At 65.0% G+C, this 21,075-nt stretch carries 15 protein-coding genes; 6 read left to right on the top strand and 9 right to left on the bottom strand.

Features of this window, described 5'->3' with window-relative positions; genetic code table 11:
• Positions 1–33 precede the first annotated feature (33 nt).
• The gene (locus LPA34_RS12090) at positions 34–1,125 is read right to left on the bottom strand and encodes an ABC transporter ATP-binding protein (protein WP_228978331.1); all 1,092 of its coding nucleotides are present in this window, start codon (positions 1,123–1,125) and stop codon (positions 34–36) included.
• A 128-nt stretch (positions 1,126–1,253) separates the two neighbouring features.
• Here LPA34_RS12090 and pdxR point away from each other — a divergent pair, with 128 nt between their 5' ends.
• Positions 1,254–2,828: a MocR-like pyridoxine biosynthesis transcription factor PdxR gene (gene pdxR, locus LPA34_RS12085; RefSeq protein WP_228978329.1), complete on the top strand. Its 1,575-nt coding sequence runs from the start codon at positions 1,254–1,256 to the stop codon at positions 2,826–2,828.
• Between the two features lie 58 nt (positions 2,829–2,886).
• On the opposite strand, the gene LPA34_RS12080 is transcribed toward pdxR, so the two are convergent.
• Together LPA34_RS12080 and LPA34_RS12075 are read right to left on the bottom strand one after the other, a co-directional pair.
• A complete protein-coding gene (locus tag LPA34_RS12080; RefSeq protein WP_228978327.1) occupies positions 2,887–6,660 on the bottom strand; it encodes a DUF748 domain-containing protein in 3,774 nt (1,257 codons plus the stop codon).
• Between the two features lie 231 nt (positions 6,661–6,891).
• Positions 6,892–8,313 carry a DUF1254 domain-containing protein gene (locus tag LPA34_RS12075; RefSeq protein ID WP_228978325.1) on the bottom strand — a complete coding sequence of 474 codons (1,422 nt, stop codon included), beginning with the start codon at positions 8,311–8,313 and terminating at the stop codon, positions 6,892–6,894.
• Between the two features lie 250 nt (positions 8,314–8,563).
• Here LPA34_RS12075 and LPA34_RS12070 point away from each other — a divergent pair, with 250 nt between their 5' ends.
• The 3 genes from LPA34_RS12070 (at position 8,564) to LPA34_RS12060 (ending at position 13,752) form a co-directional block, all read left to right on the top strand.
• Positions 8,564–9,205 (top strand): FMN-binding negative transcriptional regulator, encoded by a 642-nt coding sequence (locus LPA34_RS12070; RefSeq protein ID WP_228978323.1) that lies wholly within the window; start codon positions 8,564–8,566, stop codon positions 9,203–9,205.
• Between the two features lie 196 nt (positions 9,206–9,401).
• Positions 9,402–11,645: a heavy metal translocating P-type ATPase gene (locus LPA34_RS12065; RefSeq protein WP_228978321.1), complete on the top strand. Its 2,244-nt coding sequence runs from the start codon at positions 9,402–9,404 to the stop codon at positions 11,643–11,645.
• 139 nt (positions 11,646–11,784) lie between these two features.
• A complete protein-coding gene (locus LPA34_RS12060; RefSeq protein ID WP_228978319.1) occupies positions 11,785–13,752 on the top strand; it encodes a methyl-accepting chemotaxis protein in 1,968 nt (655 codons plus the stop codon).
• 56 nt (positions 13,753–13,808) lie between these two features.
• On the opposite strand, the gene LPA34_RS12055 is transcribed toward LPA34_RS12060, so the two are convergent.
• From LPA34_RS12055 to LPA34_RS12030, 6 genes are all read right to left on the bottom strand, one after another.
• The gene (locus LPA34_RS12055; RefSeq protein ID WP_228978318.1) at positions 13,809–14,426 is read right to left on the bottom strand and encodes a flavin reductase family protein; all 618 of its coding nucleotides are present in this window, start codon (positions 14,424–14,426) and stop codon (positions 13,809–13,811) included.
• Between the two features lie 46 nt (positions 14,427–14,472).
• Positions 14,473–15,348 carry a 3-hydroxyacyl-CoA dehydrogenase family protein gene (locus LPA34_RS12050; RefSeq protein WP_228978494.1) on the bottom strand — a complete coding sequence of 292 codons (876 nt, stop codon included), beginning with the start codon at positions 15,346–15,348 and terminating at the stop codon, positions 14,473–14,475.
• Positions 15,349–15,563: 215 nt separating this feature from the next.
• A complete protein-coding gene (locus LPA34_RS12045; RefSeq protein WP_228978316.1) occupies positions 15,564–15,866 on the bottom strand; it encodes a hypothetical protein in 303 nt (100 codons plus the stop codon).
• 481 nt (positions 15,867–16,347) lie between these two features.
• Positions 16,348–16,506 (bottom strand): hypothetical protein, encoded by a 159-nt coding sequence (locus LPA34_RS12040; RefSeq protein ID WP_228978315.1) that lies wholly within the window; start codon positions 16,504–16,506, stop codon positions 16,348–16,350.
• A gap of 167 nt (positions 16,507–16,673) precedes the next feature.
• Positions 16,674–18,095, bottom strand: coding sequence for a hypothetical protein (locus LPA34_RS12035; protein ID WP_324251730.1), 1,422 nt, complete (start codon positions 18,093–18,095; stop codon positions 16,674–16,676).
• Between the two features lie 186 nt (positions 18,096–18,281).
• A complete protein-coding gene (locus tag LPA34_RS12030) occupies positions 18,282–18,965 on the bottom strand; it encodes an MgtC/SapB family protein (RefSeq protein ID WP_228978313.1) in 684 nt (227 codons plus the stop codon).
• Positions 18,966–19,141: 176 nt separating this feature from the next.
• Here LPA34_RS12030 and LPA34_RS12025 point away from each other — a divergent pair, with 176 nt between their 5' ends.
• Both LPA34_RS12025 and LPA34_RS12020 read left to right on the top strand, forming a co-directional pair.
• Positions 19,142–20,236 carry an AGE family epimerase/isomerase gene (locus LPA34_RS12025; RefSeq protein ID WP_228978311.1) on the top strand — a complete coding sequence of 365 codons (1,095 nt, stop codon included), beginning with the start codon at positions 19,142–19,144 and terminating at the stop codon, positions 20,234–20,236.
• A gap of 344 nt (positions 20,237–20,580) precedes the next feature.
• Positions 20,581–21,015 carry a PaaI family thioesterase gene (locus tag LPA34_RS12020; RefSeq protein ID WP_228978309.1) on the top strand — a complete coding sequence of 145 codons (435 nt, stop codon included), beginning with the start codon at positions 20,581–20,583 and terminating at the stop codon, positions 21,013–21,015.
• Positions 21,016–21,075 lie beyond the last annotated feature (60 nt).

Here is a 21,075-nt window from a genome sequence, read left to right as displayed (position 1 = left end):
TCTTCTGGTGGTCTGTCAGGGTTGTTGTCGTACTCAGGCGAACACGCGCAGATGCTCCGGCGCGAATTCAAGTGCGACCGGGGAACCGGGCGCGAAGGTGTCGAGCATTTCAGTGCCGAGCGGCACCTTGACGAAACACTCGTCCTGTTGAGGCAACCCGCACCGCATGCGCACGTGGTCGCCAAAATAGATGAGGCCGCGCGCTTCGCCCGCGAGCGCGTTCGAACCGTTGCGCCCGGCGCCGCCCGCGAGCTTCATGCGTTCGGGGCGAATGCAGGCGACTGCCGGCGTACCCGCTTTCGCGCCGCCGATATTGCGGCCCTTGAGGCGCGTGCCGTCGGCAAGATGGAAATCGCAGAACTCGCCGTCGACGTTCGCAATGGTGCCGCGCAGCTTGTTCGAATCGCCGATGAAGTTCGCGACGAACTCGTTGCACGGCGATTCATACAGACGATCGACGGTATCGAGCTGCTGCACGATGCCCTTGTCGAACACCGCGACGCGATCGGACATCGTCAGCGCTTCGCCCTGATCGTGCGTCACGTAGACGAACGTCACGCCGAGCTTTTCGTGCAGCGATTTGAGTTCGTACTGCATGTGTTCGCGCAGCTGCTTGTCGAGCGCGCCGAGCGGCTCGTCCATCAGCACGAGCTTCGGTTCGAATACGAGCGCGCGCGCCAGCGCGATCCGCTGCTGCTGGCCGCCCGACAGCTGTGCCGGATAGCGCTTCGCGAAGCTGTCCATGCGGACCATCTTCAGTGCGTTGTCGACCTTGTGGGCGCGTTCTTCAGCGGAGAGCCTGCGCACCGTCAGCGGATACGCGACGTTCTGCTCGACCGTCAGATGCGGGAACAGCGCGTAGTTCTGAAACACCATGCCGATGTTGCGCTTGTGCGGCGGCACGGTATTGAGCAGCGTGCCGTCGAGCCAGATCTCGCCGCCGGTCGGAAATTCGAAACCGGCAAGCATCATCAGGCAGGTGGTCTTGCCGGAACCGGATGGCCCGAGCAGCGTCAGGAATTCGCCATGGTAAATGTCGAGGTCGAGCTGTTTGACGACGAGCGTCTCACCGTCGTACGTCTTGCGCACGCCTCTAAAGCTGACGATCACTTCTTCGGTTTTCATCGTCTACGTCTCCTTCTCCATCCACGCTGGTTCCCCCGAAAGGGGCCATCGCATTGAATCGCGTGATCCACTATAGCCGGTTCCGGTTCTACAATATGGAACCATTTCATTATTCCGGATAGAACCACTTGGACACCGTCATTCTGTCGGACTGGCTTGCCGCGCGGCTCGACCGGGCGGCTGCCGAACCCGTCTACCGGCAGGTCCTGCGGCTGATGCAGCAGGCCATCCTGACCGCGCAGTTCCCGCCGGGCGCCAAGCTGCCGAGTTCGCGCACGCTCGCGGGCGAGCTCGGCATCGCGCGCAATACGGTGCTGCACGTGTATGACCAGCTGACCGCCGAGGGCTACGTCATCTCGACGACCGGAAGCGGCACCTATGTCGCCGATACGCGGCCCGACAGCGCCGCGTTCAGCGCGCGGCGCACGACACCCGGGGTTGCCGGTGCGCCCGGCAAGGCCGGTGCGACGGCGACTGCCGCGACCGACGCAGGCGACACCGCAGCATCGCGCACGGCATGCGAGCAGCGCGGCCTTTCCTCGCGCGGCAGCCGGCTGATCGACAAGGCGGGCGTGTCGCTCAAGCAATGGGGCGCGTTCATGCCCGGCGTACCGGACGTCGCCGAGTTTCCGGCGCGCACGTGGAGCCGCCTGCAGGCGCGTCTGTGGAAAGAGGCGAATCCCGATCTGCTGACGTATGCGCCAGGCGGCGGCTACCGTCCGCTGCGCCGTGCGCTGTCGGACTATCTGCGGGTTGCGCGTTCGGTGAACTGCACGCCAGACCAGATCATCATCACTACGGGTATTCACCAGTCGATCGATCTCGCGGTGCGTCTCCTGACCGACGTCGGCGATCGCGCGTGGGTTGAGGAGCCGTGTTACTGGGGAGCGCGCAGCGTGCTGGAATCGTCGGGGCTCACGCTCTCGCCCGTGCCGGTCGACGACGAAGGTCTGAACCCGCGCGAACAGGATCTGCGCGATCCGCCACGCCTTGCGCTCGTCACGCCGTCGCACCAGTATCCGCTCGGGATGGTGATGAGCCTCGCGCGCCGCCGCACGCTGCTCGAATACGCGCGGCAGCACGGCGTGTGGATCATCGAGGACGACTACGACAGCGAGTTCCGCTACGGCAGCCGGCCGCTCGCCTCGCTTCAGGGGCTCGACGAGGCGGGTCAGGTGATCTACGTCGGCAGTCTCGGCAAGATGCTGTTTCCGGGTCTGCGGATCGGCTACATGATCGCGCCTGAGCATCTCGTCGATACGTTCCGCACGGGTGTCGCGGAGCTGTATCGCGAGGGACAGCTGATGCAGCAGGCGGTGTTGACCGAGTTCATCATGGACGGCTACCTGACCTCGCACGTGCGGCGCATGCGGGCGCTCTACGGCGAGCGGCGGCAAATCCTGATCGATGCGATCACCACGCATTTCGGCGACACGCTGCCCGTCATGGGCGACGAAGCGGGCCTGCACCTCGTGCTCGGGCTGCCGGACCACGCGAACGACCGCGAAGTGGTCGCCACCGCGTACGACGCCGGCGTGATCGTGCGTCCGCTCACGGCGTACTACAGCGGTGAAGGCGCGGTGCGGCGCGGGTTGCTGCTCGGTTACGCATGCGTGCCGAACGAAAAGATCGGTCCGGCGTTCGCCACGCTCGCGCGCGTCATCGAGCAGACGGCGTTGCGCAAGCCCACGCGCGCCGCCTGATTCCGGCGCGCGCCGGCGCCGCGAAACCGGCCGCGAAAACAGACGGCGAAACCAGCGTCTATTTCAGGCCGAAATCGACGCGCGACGCCGTGCCCTTGTCCTTGATGCCTTCGGCGGTCAGCTTCGGCGCGACGATGAAGACCCGGCTGCTGTCCACCTTCCCGTCGAAGTACTGCTGCACCGCCTGCGCCCGCCGCTGCGCGAGATTGCGCAGCGCTGCGTCGTCGATCGGCGCGTGTTCGGCGATCGCGTTCTTCATGTCGTCGTCGGGCATCGACTTCGTCAGGCCGATGAAGTTGCGCGGCTTCTTGAAGTCCGCATCCTTGTACGCTTTGGTCAGGTACTTGTCGTACTCTTTCGGGTCGACCGTGATCGTCGACGTATCGACGCTCTCACCGTTGCCCACCGTGTCCTTGATTTTCTGCGCCTTCACCAGCCGGTCGACGTACAGCGTGCGCAACGCGGGCACGTCCGTCGCGGGATCGACGCGCCCGATCAGGTCGATGCGGATCGAAGGCTTGTCTACAAGCGCTTTTGCGATCGTGTCGAGCTTCGCCGTGGACGCGTCCGTGAGTTTCGCCGAGCCCGGATCGAATTCGACGTAACCCAGTTCCTCGCTATTCCCGCCGAACGCATTCGCAAGCAGCGAGAACGGCGCGGTCACGGCCTTCTCGACGAGGTTCACGATCGCGCTCCAGATCAGGCTGCCGATGCTGAACTGCGGATTCGCGAGCGACCCGGACACCGGAATGTTCACGTCGATCTCGCCGCGCCGGTTTTTCAGCAGCGAGATCGCGAGGCGCACGGGCAGCTTCGTCGCGGTGTCGTTGTCGACGTGATCGCCAAACGTGAGCTGATCGATGAACAGATGATTGTTCGCGGTCAGCTGGTCGTTGTCGAGCTTGTAATGCAGATCGACGTTGAGTTTGCCCTTCGTGATCGGATAGCCGGCGTACTTCGTCGAATAAGGCGTGAGGTTCGTCAGCTCGACGTCGTGCGCGCTCGCCGTCAGGTCGAGCGCGGGCTTCGGGATCAGCGGATTGACCGTGCCGCGAATCGAAAGCGGTCCGTTCGCCGCGAGCTTCGCGGCGACATCGACCGGCGCGGGCGTAGTCGACTGCGTGCCGAATGCGCCGATCGTCCCCTGTATCGCGACGAGATTCGCCGTGAAATTCGGTTTGATGAAGTTGTCGGTGTACGTCACGCGGCCGTTTTGCAGCACGAGCTGGCCGAAGCGCAATTTCACCGGGCTCGCGGGTGCGGTGGCCGCGGTAACGGTCGCGGACGTCGAAGCAGGTGCGGGCGCTGAAGCCATCGCGGCCTCGGATGCCGATTGCGGCGTCAGCGGAATCGGCTCGCGGCCGCTCTTGTCGCGCGTCAGCGATTTCGCGGCGCCCGACTGCTGCGCGACCACGTCTTTCAGGTTCAGCCTGCCTTGCGCATCGAGCAGCACGCGGCCGTAGAAGCCGTTGAACGTCACCTTGCCGGCATCGACATCGGTGCCACGCGCGCCGTAGTTCGCCTTCAGTTTCGTGAGCGCCAGCGAGCGCCAGCCCGCGAACGGGTCGGACGTCGCCTTGTCGAGCATCCGCACGTCGACGAGCGCCACATCCCCCTTGTATGAAGCGCTCAGCGCCTTGTCCGTCTTGCCGGACTGGCTCAGCGCCAGGTCGCCCGATGCGTTCAGCAGCGCGCTCGCAATCGTCGCGTTCAGCTTGTTGCCGAAATACGGTTCAAAGGCCGCGGCGTCGAGCCGGCTGGCGTTCACCTTCAGTGCCAGCTTGAGCGGCGTCGCGGTGATGTCGCCATTCACGCCCAATGTGCCTTTGCGATTGAGCGTGGCCTGCAGGTCGACGGGTAGCGGTTTCGAGAGATCGTCGCTGATCTGCCGCACTTTCAGCTGCAACGGCGCGACGTTGAGTTTGACGGGGTGCTCAGTCGAGTTGTCGGTGAAACTGGCCGCGCTGTCCTTCACGTTCAGTTCGCCGATCTGATAATGCCAGGCCGGCCCCTGTTCCTGCACCTTCTGAACCTTGCGCACTGCCGTGTGTTCAGCGAGCGTCTCGTGCGGACCGGCGAGCGCGGCAAGATCGATGCTGCCGTCCTTCAGGCGCTGCGCCGTGATGTTCAGGCCGGTCAGATCGACGCCGGTGATCTCGGCTGTACGGCCGGACACGTCGACTGCCTTCACCAGCACATGCCCCTGCGCCAGCGCCACAACCGGCTCCTTCGTACCCTGCGCCACGAGCTTCAGCGACTGCAGGTCCAGTTCGGATTCGCCGACCTGCACGACCGCCGGCGACTTCTCCCAGTTCGCACTGACGTTCGCGTTCAGGCTGAGCGTGCCGTCGACGACCTGTGCGGCCGTCACGCCATTGATATAAGGCTGAAGCAGCGGCAGATGCGCCGACTTGAGATTGATCTTCGAATCGGTGGTTTTCGCGGCAAGACCGAACGTGCCGGCCGCATCCAGCGAACCACCATCGACGAATGTCGTTTCGAACGTGTATTTCGCGGGCGGCTTGCCGAGCGTCGTGAAATCGGCGAGCGAAACGTGGATGCCCTTGAACGCCAGCGAGACAGGTTTGGGCACGCCCTGATCCAGCAACTGCACCTCGCCGTCGTTCAGTGCAAATGTCTTGATCGACAGATCGAGCGGAGACGCGGCCTTTTTCTGCGCGGGCGCGGTTGCTGCACCCGACGCAGCGGACGCAGCGGAAGGTGCGCTGGCCGGCGCCTGCTTTTGCGCCGATGCCTCGCCGGGCGCCGCCGTGAACATCTTCTGCACGCTCAACACGCCGGACTGATCGCGCGACAGATGCACGTTCGGCCCGTCGAGCCGGATGTCGTCGAAGCGGAACACGCTCTTCAGCGGCTCCAGCGAGGCCGCGGCGACATGCAGCGCGCGCGCCTTGAAGAACGGTGCCTTGTTTGCGTCGACGACGTCGATATCGGTGAGATCGGCGGTGCCGGTGATGCTCAACGTGGGTGTATCGTTGGACATCACGAAATGCAGTTTCAGGTCGCTCGACAGCTTGCCGGCCTGCACGGTCACCGGCAGCTTCGCCGGCACGTAGGACAGGATGCGCGGCACGTCGAGGCCGTCGAAGCGCAGCGCCACTTCCGATTCACGCGATGCCGCGAACGGCTTGGTGCGGCCGTCGATGGCGAGCGGAGAGCCGTCGATGCGCGCGCGCAGCATCGGCTCGACGAAGATGTCGGTCTTCGACGGCAACGTCGCGATAAACGGAATGCCGATCGACACGCGGTCGACCAGATGCTGCACACCGAGCAGTTTGTCGTCGAACTCGATGCTGCCGTTCTCGACGCGGATATTCGATACCGAGAAGAGCGTCGGCTTGCTGTTCGGCTTCGACGGCTGCTTCGCGAATTTCTCGATCAGATCGGTAAAGTTGAACCGTTGCGCGTCATAGCGAATGATATGAAAGCGCGGCGAATCGACCTTTACTTCGTCGATAACCGGCGCGCCGCGAAAGATCGATGACCACGACGGCTGCACGATCAGACGCTCGATATCGATGAAATTGCCCGCGCCGCCACGCTCGCCGATATGCACGCGATCGGCTTCGAAATTGAGCGTGTACGGATTAAGCGCGATGCGGCCAATGGTCGACGGCCGGTCGAGTTGCCTGCTCAGCTGCTGCCCGGCGATATGCCGGATCAGCGGCGGCGCGGCAAAAAAACCGGCCAGACCGAACAGCACCAGAAAGATCAGCAGGCCAATGACGACCCGCCGGGCGCGGCGTCCGTTCGCGACGTCGCGAACGGCCTTCAGGGAAGATGCGAGGGATGCTTTGTTGAGGCTTGCCATGCTCGGTCGCAGGTGATGCGGCGGCGGCCCACCGCGATGACGAAAATCAGACTGCGGAAAGTATATGTCCTCGATCCGACATACGGAACAAACCTCGCGAAACGTTTAACACCCGCACGCGGCCTGTTGACATGACGTATTCAATACGCATCAGGTGCGGCCGGTATGGATTCCGGCCGACACCGTTGTTTCCGCCACCTCCAGCACAGCCGGCACTGCAGGCAAACGCGCTTATTGCCGCACGACTTCTGGCGGTTGCCACGAACCGTCGCTGGCCTGCGGTTTCGGCGCATACAGGCGCATGACGAGCTGAAAATCGCCGCGCGGCACCGGCAGCCAGTTCACGGCCCTCACGCGGACTGCCGAAACCGTCACATCCAGCGAGCCGTCGCGATTCCGCTTCGCGCCGTTGCGATCGCCGACCGACACGCGCGGCGGCTTCGTTTCGCCGAGTGCGCCATCTTTCGTGTAGGCCGTGACCGACCAGAAACCGCGTACCGGCGGCACCTGGTTCGGCGCGAAGTGGATCACATAACGGTTCGCGCCGTTCAGCGCCTGACCGTCACTGTCCTGCGCGACGGTGGCGCGGATTTCATCGTCCTTCGTGCCGATGCCCGGCTGCGTGTACGCCGCGTAGGCGCGCAACGCGTAATCCGGACCATAGTTGCCGACGCCGTCGCCAAACCAGCGCCAGCCGTTGGCGGTCAGCACATTCGTCGGCGCGCTTGCCACGCGATCGCGCCCGTCCGCGAGACCGGCGGCAATGGCGTCGCTGGCGCGGGTGGGCAACTGGACCGGCGCGCCCGGCGTCACACCAAGATCGGCGAGCTTTTTCAGCGCGTCGGGATCGTCGGGCGCGGGAGGATTGTCCGCCAGCGCCTGCGCGAGCCGGTCAAAGAAGCCCGTGGCGTCGAGCGCGGCGACCTTTGCGGGCGACCCGCTCGCCACGCTCGTCTCGGGTGGCATCGTGCGCGTCACGACCGTGGCCGCGCGCGTTTCGCCGTTAAAGACGCTGAGCGGCGCCACCCGGATGCCGCGCTGAAGCTTGCGCACCGCCGTGATGTCACGCGAGCCGTTCGTCTGGATGCGCGCGCTGAACCACACGTAGCGCGTCGAAACCTCGACGCGTTTCGCGCCGGCCGGCAGATCGCCCTGCCAGCCTTTCTGCACGAACGCGATGGTCTGCGTCCTGATGCCCGCCGCGCGAGCGCCCGCTGGTGCGCGGAGCAAGGCGGTCGACCAGACCACGTTCGTCCACATGTCGAGCGCGCGGGCGTCGAGATAGCGGCCGTGCGGGTCGGGCAGCACGACAATGACAGGTTCTTCGCTGACGTCGAGCCAGCCGGTCGAATCGAGCGTATCGAGACTCGGCGTGGTCGGACGGCCCGCGCCGACAGGCGGCAAAGCCTGCGCGTGGCGCAGCGTGTTGACGGGCGCCTGGCCCGGATCGGTGCCCGTGGCCGCCTCGCGCGCGACATCCATCAGCACGAGCGGATAGCCGAATACATAGGAATCCGCGACTTCGTCCTTGATCCAGCCGGTGGATTTCGGCGAGGACACCGGCGTTGCAGCGCAACCGGCGAGGAACGCAAGGCCTGCAAGCGACGCGCAGGTCCACTGAAAAGAAAACAGTTCTCGTCGATTTTTTATCATTCGTTGATCTTGCGGAACAGACGGTCCATTGGGTGCCGACGATCATGCGACCCTGCTCTCAGGCACCCCCCGGGTCACCTGTGAAGCCGCGCGAATCTGATCCCGACAACGGGTTGTATCGTATCCTTGACAGCCAGGCAAGCGCAAAGGCGCGCAGTGACGCGTCCCGTGCACGCCAGTCCGGTTTTCGCACCCGGTCAGGCGCCCTTTCGATCATTCAAAAAACATCACCATCCGCCCGGAGCGCCGCATGTACATCCCCGCCCATTTCGAAGAAAACCGCCCCGAGGTGCTGCATGGCCTGATCGAACGGCATCCGCTGGGCGCGCTTGTCACGAACGGTCCGGACGGGCTCGACGCCAACCACGTGCCGTTCGAGTTCGATCCCGCGCGCGGGCCGCTCGGGACGTTGCGCGCGCACGTGGCGCGCGCGAATCCGGTATGGCGCGAAGCGGCGGACCGGCCCGACGCACTGGTCATCTTCCAGGGCGCGACGGCGTACATCTCGCCTACGTGGTATCCGGGCAAGCATGAGACGCACCGTCAGGTGCCGACGTGGAACTACATGGTGGTGCATGCGCATGGCCGGATTGTCGTACGCGACGATGAAACTTTCGTGCGCGGCCTCGTTGCAAGGCTCACGCGCAAGATGGAAGCCGGCGAGGCGAAGCCGTGGAAAATGGGCGACGCGCCGCCGGACTTCATCGCGCAGATGGTCGGCGCGATTGTCGGCATCGAAATCGAGGTCACGAAGCTCACCGGCAAGTGGAAACTGGGCCAGAACAAGGAATCCGTCGATCGCGTGGGCGCCGCCGATGCGCTGCGCGCACATGGCAGCGACGCGCAGCGGGACGTGGCCGACGCGATGCTGAACGCGCCACCCGCGATCTGATTTTCCCGGGCCGGAACCGGGCGAAAGCCCCGGCCGGCGCCCGCGAGACGCCCAGCCAGCGCGCAGGCGCTTCGCAGCGGGCTTCGTGCCGGTGTGGCAGGATGGGCGCAATCTGTCCTTGACCTTCCCATCATGGGAATGTCGATACTGGATTGATCGGGCAGCAACCTTGCGCCCATCGAACCCGGACTCAACCATGACCGACCTTTCCACTCCAGAGCGCATCGCGCCTGCCAGCATCGAGCTCGACATCGGCGGGATGACGTGTGCATCGTGCGCGAACCGCGTCGAGAAAGCGCTCGCGAAGGTGCCTGGCGTACACCGCGCATCCGTCAACCTGGCGACCGAAAAAGCCACCATCGAAGCCGGCCCGGCCGTCGCTGCCGAAGCGCTCGTCGCCGCCGTGACCAAAGCGGGCTACGAAGCGACGCCGGTTATCGAAGAAACCGCCGCCGGTTCCAGTCCGGCCAGCAGTTCAACCAGGCGCAGTCGTGATGCAACGCATCGCGAGTTGTACGCCGTGCTGTTTTCCGCGCTGCTGACCTTGCCGCTCGTCGCGCCGATGGTCGGCGAATGGTTCGGCGCGCACGCGATGCTGCCCGCCGCGCTGCAACTGGCGCTTGCGAGCGTCGTGCAATTTGTGGTCGGCGCGCGTTTCTACCGCGCCGCGTACCGGGCGGTGCGCGCCGGCGCCGGCAACATGGACCTGCTGGTCGCGCTCGGCACGTCGGCGGCCTGGGGGATCAGCGTCTATCAGCTGATGACGAACAGTGGCGACGCCGCGCATCTGTATTTCGAGGCGTCGGCCGTGGTGATCACGCTGGTCCGCTTCGGCAAGTGGCTCGAAGCTCGCGCCAAACGCCAGACCACCGACGCCATCCGCGCGCTGAACGCGCTGCGCCCCGACCGGGCGCGGGTTCGCGTCGGCGCCGAGGAGCGCGAAGTGCCGCTCGCGCTGGTGCGGGTCGGCACCGTCGTCATCGTGCGGCCGGGCGAGCGTGTGCCGGTCGACGGCGCGGTGCTCGAAGGCCGCACGCATATCGACGAATCGCTGATTACCGGCGAAAGCCTGCCGGTCGCGAAGCAGCGCGACGACACGGTCACCGCCGGCTCGATCAACGGCGAAGGCGCGATCGCCGTCATGACGGGCGCGATCGGCGCGGAAACCACGCTCGCCCGGATCATCCGTCTCGTCGAATCGGCGCAGGCGGAGAAGGCGCCGATCCAGCGGCTCGTCGATCGCGTGAGCGCGATTTTCGTGCCGGTGATCCTCGTGATCGGCGTGCTCACGGCCGGCGGCTGGCTGCTCGCGGGCGCGAGCTTCGAAACCGCGGTCCTGAACGCCGTCGCCGTGCTGGTGATCGCGTGCCCGTGCGCGCTCGGGCTCGCGACGCCCGCCGCGATCATGGCCGGCACCGGCGTCGCCGCGCGTCAGGGCGTGCTGATCAAGGACGCCGAAGCGCTCGAAACGGCGCATCGCGTGAACATCGTCGCGTTCGACAAGACCGGCACATTGACCGTCGGCCAGCCCTCGGTGAGCGCGTTCGAAGCGATCGACCTCCCGCACGACGAGGCGCTCGCGCTCGCCGCCGCCGTGCAGCGTCACAGCGACCATCCGCTCGCGCGGGCCGTCATGAACGCATATGGACAACGGCCGGCAGACGCGCGGGAAGTGGCATCCAGCGGCGCCCGTGCCGTGCCGGGCCGCGGCGTCGAAGCTGAAGTCGACGGTCGCAGGCTTGCGATCGGCAGCGCCCGCTGGCTCACGGAACTCGCCATCGCCGTGCCGGACGCGTTCACGCAGCGCGCGCGGCAACTGGAAGCCGAAGGCAACACGGTGTCCTGGCTGATGAGCGTCGACGCGCCTGCCACGGCGCTCGCCCTGATCGCATTCGGCGACACGGTGAAGCCCACTGCGAAGGAAGCCATCGCGCGCCTCAGGCAGATGGGCATCCGCAGCGTGCTCGTGACGGGCGACAACCGCGGCAGCGCGGCCAGCGTCGCCACCGCGCTCGGCATCGACGAATTTCATGCCGAGGTCCTGCCGGATGACAAGGCCCGCGTGATCCGCGATCTCAAGATCCGCACGACCGGTATCGTCGCGATGGCGGGCGACGGCATCAACGACGCGCCCGCGCTCGCCGCCGCTGACATCGGCATCGCCATGGCGACGGGCACCGATATCGCGATGCAGGCGGCCGGCATCACGCTGATGCGCGGCGATCCGGCACTGGTGGCCGCCGCGATCGATATTTCGCGCCGCACGTGGCGCAAGATCCAGCAAAACCTGTTCTGGGCGTTCTTCTACAACCTGATTGGCATTCCGCTGGCGGCGTTCGGCCTGCTCAATCCGATGCTGGCGGGCGCGGCGATGGCGTTTTCGAGTGTCAGCGTCGTGACGAACGCGCTCCTGCTGCGCACCTGGCGCAGCAAAAGCTGAAAGAATCGCGCGCCGGGAACGCCGTTTATTACAGGAAGCTAAAGAATTCCGGTCGACGGCCGATAAGCGGGGATAGTTGTAATGCCGTCGTGCGCGTCGCGCAGCTAACGGCACCCTGTCCTCCTAACGCCTACCATCCATGGATATTCTCTCTCTTCGTCGCGCAAGCGTCGGCGCCAGGCTTGCCATGCTCTCGTGTGCGCTCGTGGCACTTATTTTCGCGGCGTTCACGTGGGCCCTCACCCGTTCGGCCGGCAACCAGATCAGCGAACAGGTGGTTGCCCGGATCGGCGAAAAAGACCGTTCGGTCGCCTCGATGATCGCGCTCTTCGACAGCAGTCTCGATGCCGAGGTCGGCCGCTCGATGAACCTCTTCGCCAGTTTCCTGCCCACAGACTATTCGGTCGACGAGACGCAGAAGGTGGACATCAACGGCGTCGCCACGCCGACCATGAAAGCCGGCGACAAGCCGCTCAACCTCGATTTTTCGATTCCCGACCAGTTTCTGGCGCGCAGCGGCGCCATCGCGTCCGTGTTCGCGCGCACCGGCGACGACTTCGTGCGCGTCACGACCTCGCTGAAAAAGCAGGACGGCTCGCGCGCCATCGGCACGCTGCTCGATCGCAAGGGCCCAGCGTACGCGGTGGTGCTGGCTGGCAAGACGTACACCGGGCTTGCCCCGCTGTTTGGCAAACGTTACATCACGCAGTACCGGCCCGTCACCGACCCCAGCGGCCGCGTGATCGGCGCGCTGTTCGTCGGCGTCGACGTGGAGCCGCAGATCAGGTCGATCGAGGATGGCATCCGTCAGCTGAAGATCGGCGACAGCGGTTACTACTTCGTGCTGAACACGTCGAACGGGCCGGATCGCGGCAAGTTCGTCGTCCATCCTGCCGCCGCCGGCCACGCCGCCGACGACGCCAACGCACCGTATAAACAGATGCTCGAGGCGAAGGAAGGCCAGCTTGCGTACACGTCCGCGGATACGACGCTCGGCGAAAAGAATGCGCGCGAAAAGTACGTTTCCTTCGTCAGCGTGCCGGAATGGCAATGGCTGGTGGGCGGCGTCGCGCCGCGCGACGAGGTGATGGCCGAAGTCGCCGCCACCCGCAATCGCTTCCTCGTGGTCGGCTTCGTGCTGGTCGCGGCGTTCGCGGCGATCTTCCTGTTCGCCGTGCGCCGGATGGTCAGCCGTCCGCTCGACGAGGCGGCAAAAGCGTCGGAGCGGCTCGCTTCGGGCGATCTGAGCGTGCGCGTCGCGAACGGCCGCACGGACGAAATCGGCCGCCTGCTGACGGCCATCGACGGCATCGGCGAAGGACTCGCGCGCATCGTCACGCAGGTGCGCGGCGCGTCGTCGAACATGACGCAGGGCACGGCGGAAATCGCCGCCGGCAGCGGCGACATCGCGGCGCGCATCGCGACGCAGGCGAGCAGCCTCGAGGAAACCGCGGCGAGCATGGAACAGATCACCTCGACCGTGCAGCAGAACGCCGCGAACGCCGCGCAGGCAAACACGCTCGTCACGAGCGCTTCGGACGCGGCGCTCGACGGCGGCCGCGCGGTGCAGCGCGTCGTGGCGACGATGGGCGACATCAGCCGCTCGTCGCAGAAAATCGCCGACATCACGACGGTCATCGAAGGCATCGCGTTCCAGACCAACATCCTCGCGCTCAACGCAGCGGTCGAAGCCGCGCGCGCGGGCGAACACGGCAAGGGCTTCGCGGTGGTCGCCTCCGAAGTGCGCGCGCTCGCGCAGCGCAGCGCGGCGGCGGTCAAGGAAATCGAGGCGCTGATCGGCGAATCGACGGCGCGCGTCGAATCCGGCTACAGGATCGCCGAAGAAGCCAGCACGACGATGAACGGCATCGTCGAACAGGTGGAACGCGTGCGCGCGATCATGAGCGAGATCAGTGTCGCTTCGAGCGAACAGTCGGGCGGCATCGAGCAGGTGAACCTCGCCGTCACGCAGATCGGCGAGGCGACGCAGCAGAACGCGACGATCGTCGGTGTGGCCGAACACGCCGCCGCCGACCTGCGCGATCAGGCGGAACGGCTTGCGCAGGTGGTCGGTGTGTTCAAGCTGGAGACGTCCGGGCGGCAATGACGTGCAACGCGCGGCCGGGCCTGCCGGAACCGCGGGCCCGTGCGCAGTAGCGCGGCCTACGCCGTCGGCCGGAACATCTGGAACATCTCGCCGATCTGTGCGTAATCGGCGCGATAACCGGCGCGCATGATCGGCTGCGCGGCGTGCGTGTCGAACAGGCCGTCCTTCAGGAACGCCTTCTGGATATGCACGCCGACCACCTGACCGAGCGCCAGATAGTTGTCCATCGGCGTGCCGTCGAGCGCATGCAACCGGATGATCTGCAACAGCCTGCATTCGAGCGCGGCAGGCGCCTGCGCGACATGCGGCACGCCGATGTTGCGCCCGGCGGCGGGCGTGAGCCCCGACAGTTCGAACTCGTCGACTTCGGGTCCGACCGGCGCAGACGACTGGTTCATCTGCTCCGCGAGCGGCCGCGTCGCGAGATTCCACGCGAATTCGCCGGTCGCCTCGATGTTGCGGATGCTGTCCTTGTAGCCTTCGCTGCTAAAGCCGATGATCGAAGGAGACGTCGCGAACGCGCCGAAGAAACTGTACGGCGCGAGATTCAGGCGGCCTTCGGGCGAACGCGTCGAGATCCAGCCGATCAGGCGCGGCGCGACGATCGCCTTGAATGGATCGTGCCGCAGGCCGTGGCCTTCGGCGGGATCGTAGAAATGGACGTCGGGATTCATGGGCGGCTGCCTCCAGGGGTTGAACAAATAGCGTCGTTCACCGTGCTCAACCGCGGCTGATCACGCGCCTGCGCCCTTCCTTCACCTGCGCCACGTGCGCGTCGTCCCAGTCGTAGAACCCCGCGCCGCTTCGCACGCCGACGCGCCCCGCACTCACCTGCTCGCGTAGCAGATCGATGACGTCTTCGTCTTTCGCGAGCGCCGGCATCAGATGCGAGGCGATGTCGACAAACGTATCGAGGCCGCCCATATCGGCGCTTTCGAACGGACCGACGATGCCCCAGCGACGCCCAAGCGATGCCTTCATCACACGGTCGACTTCTTCCGGCGTGGCGGCGCCCGAGCGCACGATATTGAGCGCCTCGCGCAGCACGGCGAACTGCAGCCGGTTGCCGACAAAGCCCGGAATCGCCTTCGCCAGTTGCACCGGCTCCATGCCGATCGCCGACATCAGAGCGACGGTTTTCGCCGTCACTTCCGGCGTGGTTTCGCTGCCTGGCACCACTTCGACGAGCGGGATCATGTGCGGCGGATTCCAGAAGTGCGCGATCACGAAACGCTCTTTGGCGCGCAACGGACCGGTCAGCGCATCCGGCGGAAAACCGCTCGTGTTGCTGGCAAGAATGGCGTCGGGGGCGAGAAGCGGGTCGAGCGCTTCGTACAGACGATGCTTGAGCGCCAGCACCTCGGGAATCGCTTCGATGATGAACTGCGCCGAAGCCATGATATCGAGCGCGCCGTGCGTTTCGATGCGGGCGAGCGCGGCCGTTTTAGCCGCGCGGTCGATGCGGCCGGCGTCGATCAGTTCGTCGAGCACGGCTTCGGCCTTGGGGACGACGCTCGCAAGACGCGCTGCATCGACGTCATGGACGATCGTCCGGTATCCGTGCAACGCGGATTGCGTCGCGATGCCGACGCCCATCAAACCCGTTCCGACTACACCCACCACTGCCTGATCATTGTTCAAGCCATTCTCCTGCGCCATCGATGAAAGCGTTCAAGCATAGCGCAGTGTGCTTTTTCGCGGCGGCATGCCCACATGCAACAAAGGCCGGTCTCTCTGGCGAGAGAACCGGCCTCTGCTCGCATGACGCCCTTGCGGACGCCATGCGGTTCGCGCACCCTGCGCTATCGATATCAATAGTGCTGGGGCGAGCGATGCTCGTCGTGATGATGCGGATCGTAGTCGTGCGGATGATGGCGCATCCACTCGTCGTGCTGCCAGTAACGGTGACCGTCGTAATAACGGTCGCCATGCCAGCCGATGCTGATGCTGACGCCCACCGGGATCATGTGCGGCTGGCCGTAAGCGGCCGCGGGCGGCCCGTCGTGCCTCACCATCGGAGCGTATTGTGCGAAAGCGGAACCTGCGGTGAGCAGGGCGCCACCGGCAAGCAAGGTGGCAATGACCGTGCGGGTCGTGCGGTTCAAGGTTTTCATGGTGAACCTCCGTTTTTGGATTCAACGCATGCCGGGTCTGAACAATCCGCTGCGCTACTGCTGCGAATGTCGAGCCGGCGTGTTGCGCTTGAGACCCACTTTAGCGACGCGAACCGCTCACAACCGTGAGCACTTGTAAGCATGCGTTTCAGTTCTTCGTTGCCAGATGTCATGGTCCAGCGGCGAAAATATTCAGCAAGCATCAAGACTTATGTCGGACTTCGATCCGGAGCAGCCGGCCGGTCACGTCAATTGCCGTTACATTCCTTCGGTTTGAGAAATATTGCGGCGCCCGCAAGATTACGAAAAGAATGGAAATTGAAAGAAAATCAAAAGGTTGGCGCAGAATGCAGCGGTCCGTCCGGGCAGGAACCGTGAGGGAATTCGCGCGGTGGCGGCGCGCCGCGATCCGGCGTGCGGGAACGAAAAAGCCCGATGTGGAAATTCCACATCGGGCTTTTTGAGTCTCGAGCCGGGCTGATCAGCCGCGCAGGAAGCCGAAAATTGCGATGCCCTGCGACTTGCGAACGCGTTCGGCTTCGCGATAGCGCGCTTCGTGCGAATAGTCCGAGTCCAGCGGCAGGAACGGCGACGCAAAGAGGTCGCTAACCTTTTGAAACAGTGCAAAGATCAAGCTCATGGCGACTCCCGGTTGAATGATTTGCCAAGGTTTTCCCTTATCTCGAATTATAGGGTTATCCCTTAGTTAAATCTAGTGCAGTGCAACATTTCGTTCGCCGAATTCCACGTTGCACGGCTTCACACGGGTTTGATGCGTTGCATCATTACAACAAAACAGGAGTTAACTCAGTGCGCGGGTTTGGTTTTCGTCTTGTGAGCGTGCCGGGTACTGGCTGAGTGCTTCGTCGAGACAGCCGGCGCCGCTGGCGCGGCGGGCGGCACCGGAATGATTGCCGGCGCGCTGACGGTTGCCGAATCGGTATCGAGCAGCGTCGATAGCGTCGCCTGCTGGTTCAGCATCATCTGTTCGATGCGCTGTTGCTGCGCGGTCGAATCGCGCGTGAGACGCATCAGGAGCAGCGTCTGTGTGATGCCGATCGCGACCGTCACGAGCAGCGCGGCGACCACAATCGAGAGCATCCACTTCATCCGGCGCGAATGATCGGTCGCGGCGCGGCGTTGATCGGCGATCACGCCGTAGAGCGCATCGACGGTATCCGCGAAGGCGGTCGCCCGCGCGCGATCGAGCTCAGGCGCGGCGGTGTTCGTCGCGGACGACGTTTGCGGCGTACCGGAAGACCTCGACGCGGCGCCTGCCGGCGTCGGTTGCGCCTGGGCGCCGAACGATGAGGTGCGCGGTGCGCTGGCCGACGTCGCGGCAGCGACATCGCTGGAAGCCGGGCTTTCGCCTGAAGCGCTGGTATCGCGCGAAGCGTTCGCCGCTTTCGCAAACGTCGATGCAAAGCGCGGCGGCGATGCGCCCGGCTGACTCACCGATGTCGTTTCATTCGTGCGCGCCGCCACAGCCTGACGCAACCCCGCCGACGACGCCGAAGGCGCAGCTGGAATAACCGGCGCGGCCGCGCGGGCTTCGGCCGGCTGACCGGAGACTGCCGGCGTGGCGGCCGGGGATTTCGCGGAGGCATCCGCACCGGCGCCCGTCCGTTTTGCCGATGCGTTACGCGCCGGATCTGCCGCTTCGGTGGACACACTTGCGTGACTGTCCGCGTCCGTCCCGACCGCAGCGGTCGCATCGACCTCGGGCACCGCCGAAGCCGCCGCGTTCGATCCAGTGTGAACGCCTTGCGCCGAGGTAGCGATCGCACGCGCCGGCCCGGTCGTGTCTACCGCCGCGTCGCCGATCGACGGCTCCACGCGCTCATCCAGCACGCTGGCCTGCCTCGACAGCGACGTCGCCTCGTCGATGTTCGCCGCGCGTGTCACGCGACGCGCCGGTTTTGACTCGCCTGCCAGTGCATCGTCTTCGTCCGTGATGCCCACGGCCGCCAGCACTTCGGCGGGCAGCTCGAAACCGGTGAGCGTGCCCTGTCGCGTGTCGATGGTCATGGCTTCGAGCGTGGCCCGCGTCGGATCGTCGGGGAACAGGTCGAACGTGCTGTCGTCGCGCGGGACGTCGCTCAGTTGCGCGAGCCGCTGCGCGGAGCGCGCGGCGCGGGCCAGCTTGTTTTCGGTTTCAGTGGAGACTGTCGTCTCGCCCCGCCTTGCGGAACTGGCGCGACGTGCACGGGAATTCGGGGATGCTGCCAAATCTGCGGAATCTGCCATGAGGGGAAGGAGCGGTTGTTTTAGTCGTCAGCCGGCGCGCGCCGGCCGCAGGTCGCCGCTGCAAAATGCCATCTTCGTTTTTCGAGACCGCATTGTCGCACGGCCGCACGCCCGCTTTGGTCCGCAGCGGGCAAATCGTCGAACTTCGTCGTGCAATAACCCACCCCGCTACGACGAAGCATCCTCCCGAAACTCCTTCACACCCGGCAACGCGCGAAGCTGGTCGCAAATGGCGGTGTACTCGGTCGCCGACACGCGATGCAGCGTGATGGTGATCACGTCCAGCTCAGGTGCGTCGTCGCTCTGCTGCATGACGAACTGCTTCACGCGCGGGCTGGCCGTACCCAGCGCATCGTGCAGCGTATGGAACGTCAGCGTGCCGCGTTCGACCTGCATCGTTATCTGGCGCCGCTGCTTGACCGTGATGAAGCGACGCTCGATCGGCTTGATGCCCGCGAGGATGATCAGGATGATGACCGTCGCCGCAATCGCGGCCGTGTACAGGCCGCCGCCCACCGCAAGGCCGATCGCTGCAACCGACCACAGGCTCGCCGCCGTCGTGAGGCCGCGCACGATCTCGCCGCGCAGCAGGATCGATCCCGCGCCGAGAAAGCCGATGCCGGAGACCACCTGCGCGGCGATCCGCGATGGATCGAGCACGACGTGATCGCCACCGAGTGCATCGGCGAACCCGAACGCCGAAACGATCATGATGAGCGCCGAGCCGACGCAGACCAGCATGTGCGTGCGCAATCCAGCCGCCCACGAAAGGCGTTCGCGCTCGAATCCGATCACACTGCCGAGCAACGCTGCGAACACGAGCCGCGAGACAAGTTCGACGTTTCCGGGCATGGTGGTTCCTCCGTTTCCTGAATCGGGGCGGTCACGGCGCGATACGCTGCGTAACGCGCCGCGCCACCCCTTCTGGTTTATCCTTGCGCACAACAGGTCTGACGGCGCCCGACGAAATCGCGCCGAAACGTGACCCCTACGCCCGTTTTTTTACCCGCACGATACATACCCGCCGCATGACATCATCCGCTTCCACGGCCACGCTCGCCGCCCTGCTACGCAATCATTTCACGCAGGTGGTTTTGCCGATGTGGCGCGGGCCCGGCTTCAATGCCGCGCTCGGGCTGCCCTGTGAAGCGGTCGGCCACGACCACCGGCCGCTGCCTGTCGTACGTTATCGCGCAATGGCGTGTGCGCGCCAGCTATTCGTTTTCTCGCAGGCCGGCGACATCGCGCACGCCGATGTCCTGTTCGATGCACTGCGCCGCCATTTCCATGACGCGCAGCACGGCGGCTGGTTCTATAGCGTCGATGCCGACGGGGCGCCGCTCGATACCACGAAGGATCTGTACACGCACGCGTTTGTCGTGTTCGCCTGCGCGGAATATCTTGCCCGCTCCGGCAATCGGGATGCGCTCGATGTGATGAACGAAACGTCCGCGCAGATCGTCGATCGCTTCGCCGCATACGACGGTTTGCTCAACGCCGCGCTCGACGCAGGCTTTTCCGCCGTCACCGGCACGCCGGTGCAAAACCCGCTGATGCATCTGACCGAAGCGTGGCTCGCCGCGCATGATGCGACCCGGGATGCGGCGTTCGCCACGTCGCTCACGCGTCTTGTCGAGGCCATCGCGCGCACGTTCGTGCATCGGCCGACGGGCTGCATCGCTGAATTGCCAGCGGGATCCGTCGACAATCGCCTTGAACCAGGCCATCAATTCGAATGGTTCTATCTCGTGCGACGCGCCGCCGGTCTTCTCGGGCAATCGGATCTCGACGCCGCACTCACGCGCGCGTTCGATTTCGCCGAAACGCACGGTATCGATCATGCGACGGGCGGCGTCTACGCGTCGCTCGACGAAGTGGGCGCGATAAAGGACAGCGTGCAGCGCATCTGGGCCCAGACCGAGTATCTGCGCGCGCTCGCCACGAAAGGCGGCGAAGCGGCAAACGCCCGCTTGCCGCAGCAGATCGAGCGTTTTCGCGGACGCTTTTTGCGCAGCGACGGCTGGATCGAAAGCATGACGGCCGCCGGCAAGATCATGCGCGCCGAGATGCCCTCGACCACGCCCTATCATCTGGCGACCTCATACGCTTCACTGCCGGTTTAAAGCTTCACGATACCGCGCCCGGAATCCCGGACACCGGTACCGCGTGCATGAGTTGCTGTGCCTGCTGATGCAGCGAAGCCGTGGTTGCGTCTTCGACAATCTTGCTGCGCATCGGGAACGCCTGCATTGCCAAAGGGATGACTACGGGTTTACGGCATATGCGGGAAGCCTTGAGGCCGATCCGCAAAAGAAGCGATATTCCCCGCCCGCAGCAGACTCGCGACGAATTGCCTTTGTTTTCCGCGGCAATCCGAAGGCAATGTCTTCAAATGACCTTGACGCCGTGCGCAAGCGCTTCCTAGAGTGGACAGGAACCAGACGGGCCGACGCCCGAAGGAACCGAGATGACCGATCTACTCGACCGCGCCCGCGGCGCGCTGCACGCGCAGCCATTCAGCATGCTGCTTGGCGCCGAACTCATGAATACGGGCGCGCACGAACTGACGCTCTGTCTGCCCATTCGTGACGAACTGAGGCAGCAGCATGGCTTCGTCCACGGCGGGGTGATCAGCTATCTGGCCGACAACGCGTTGACGTTTGCCGGCGCGCTCACGCTTGGGCCGCGCGTGGTGACGTGCGAATACAAGATCAACTACCTGAGGCCCGCGATCAACGGCACCTTGATGGCGCGTGCGCAGGTCCTGCACGCCGGGCGCAATCAGGCGACGTGTCAGTGCAACATCTTCGTGATGGACGGCGGCTCGGAAAAGCTCATCGCCGTGGCGCAGGGCACGATCAACCGCATGGCTGAAGGTACGGAAATCGCGGCGCCGGCCTGAGGGAGGTTTTGACGCGAACACCGGCTGAAGCAGGGTGTTCGCACAGCGCGGCCCGTCGGG

The sequence above is a fragment of the Paraburkholderia gardini genome (assembly GCF_907164575.1).
Lineage (GTDB): Bacteria > Pseudomonadota > Gammaproteobacteria > Burkholderiales > Burkholderiaceae > Paraburkholderia > Paraburkholderia gardini.
Note: the sequence above shows the minus strand (reverse complement) of the source record. Positions and strands in the feature narration are given on the sequence as shown.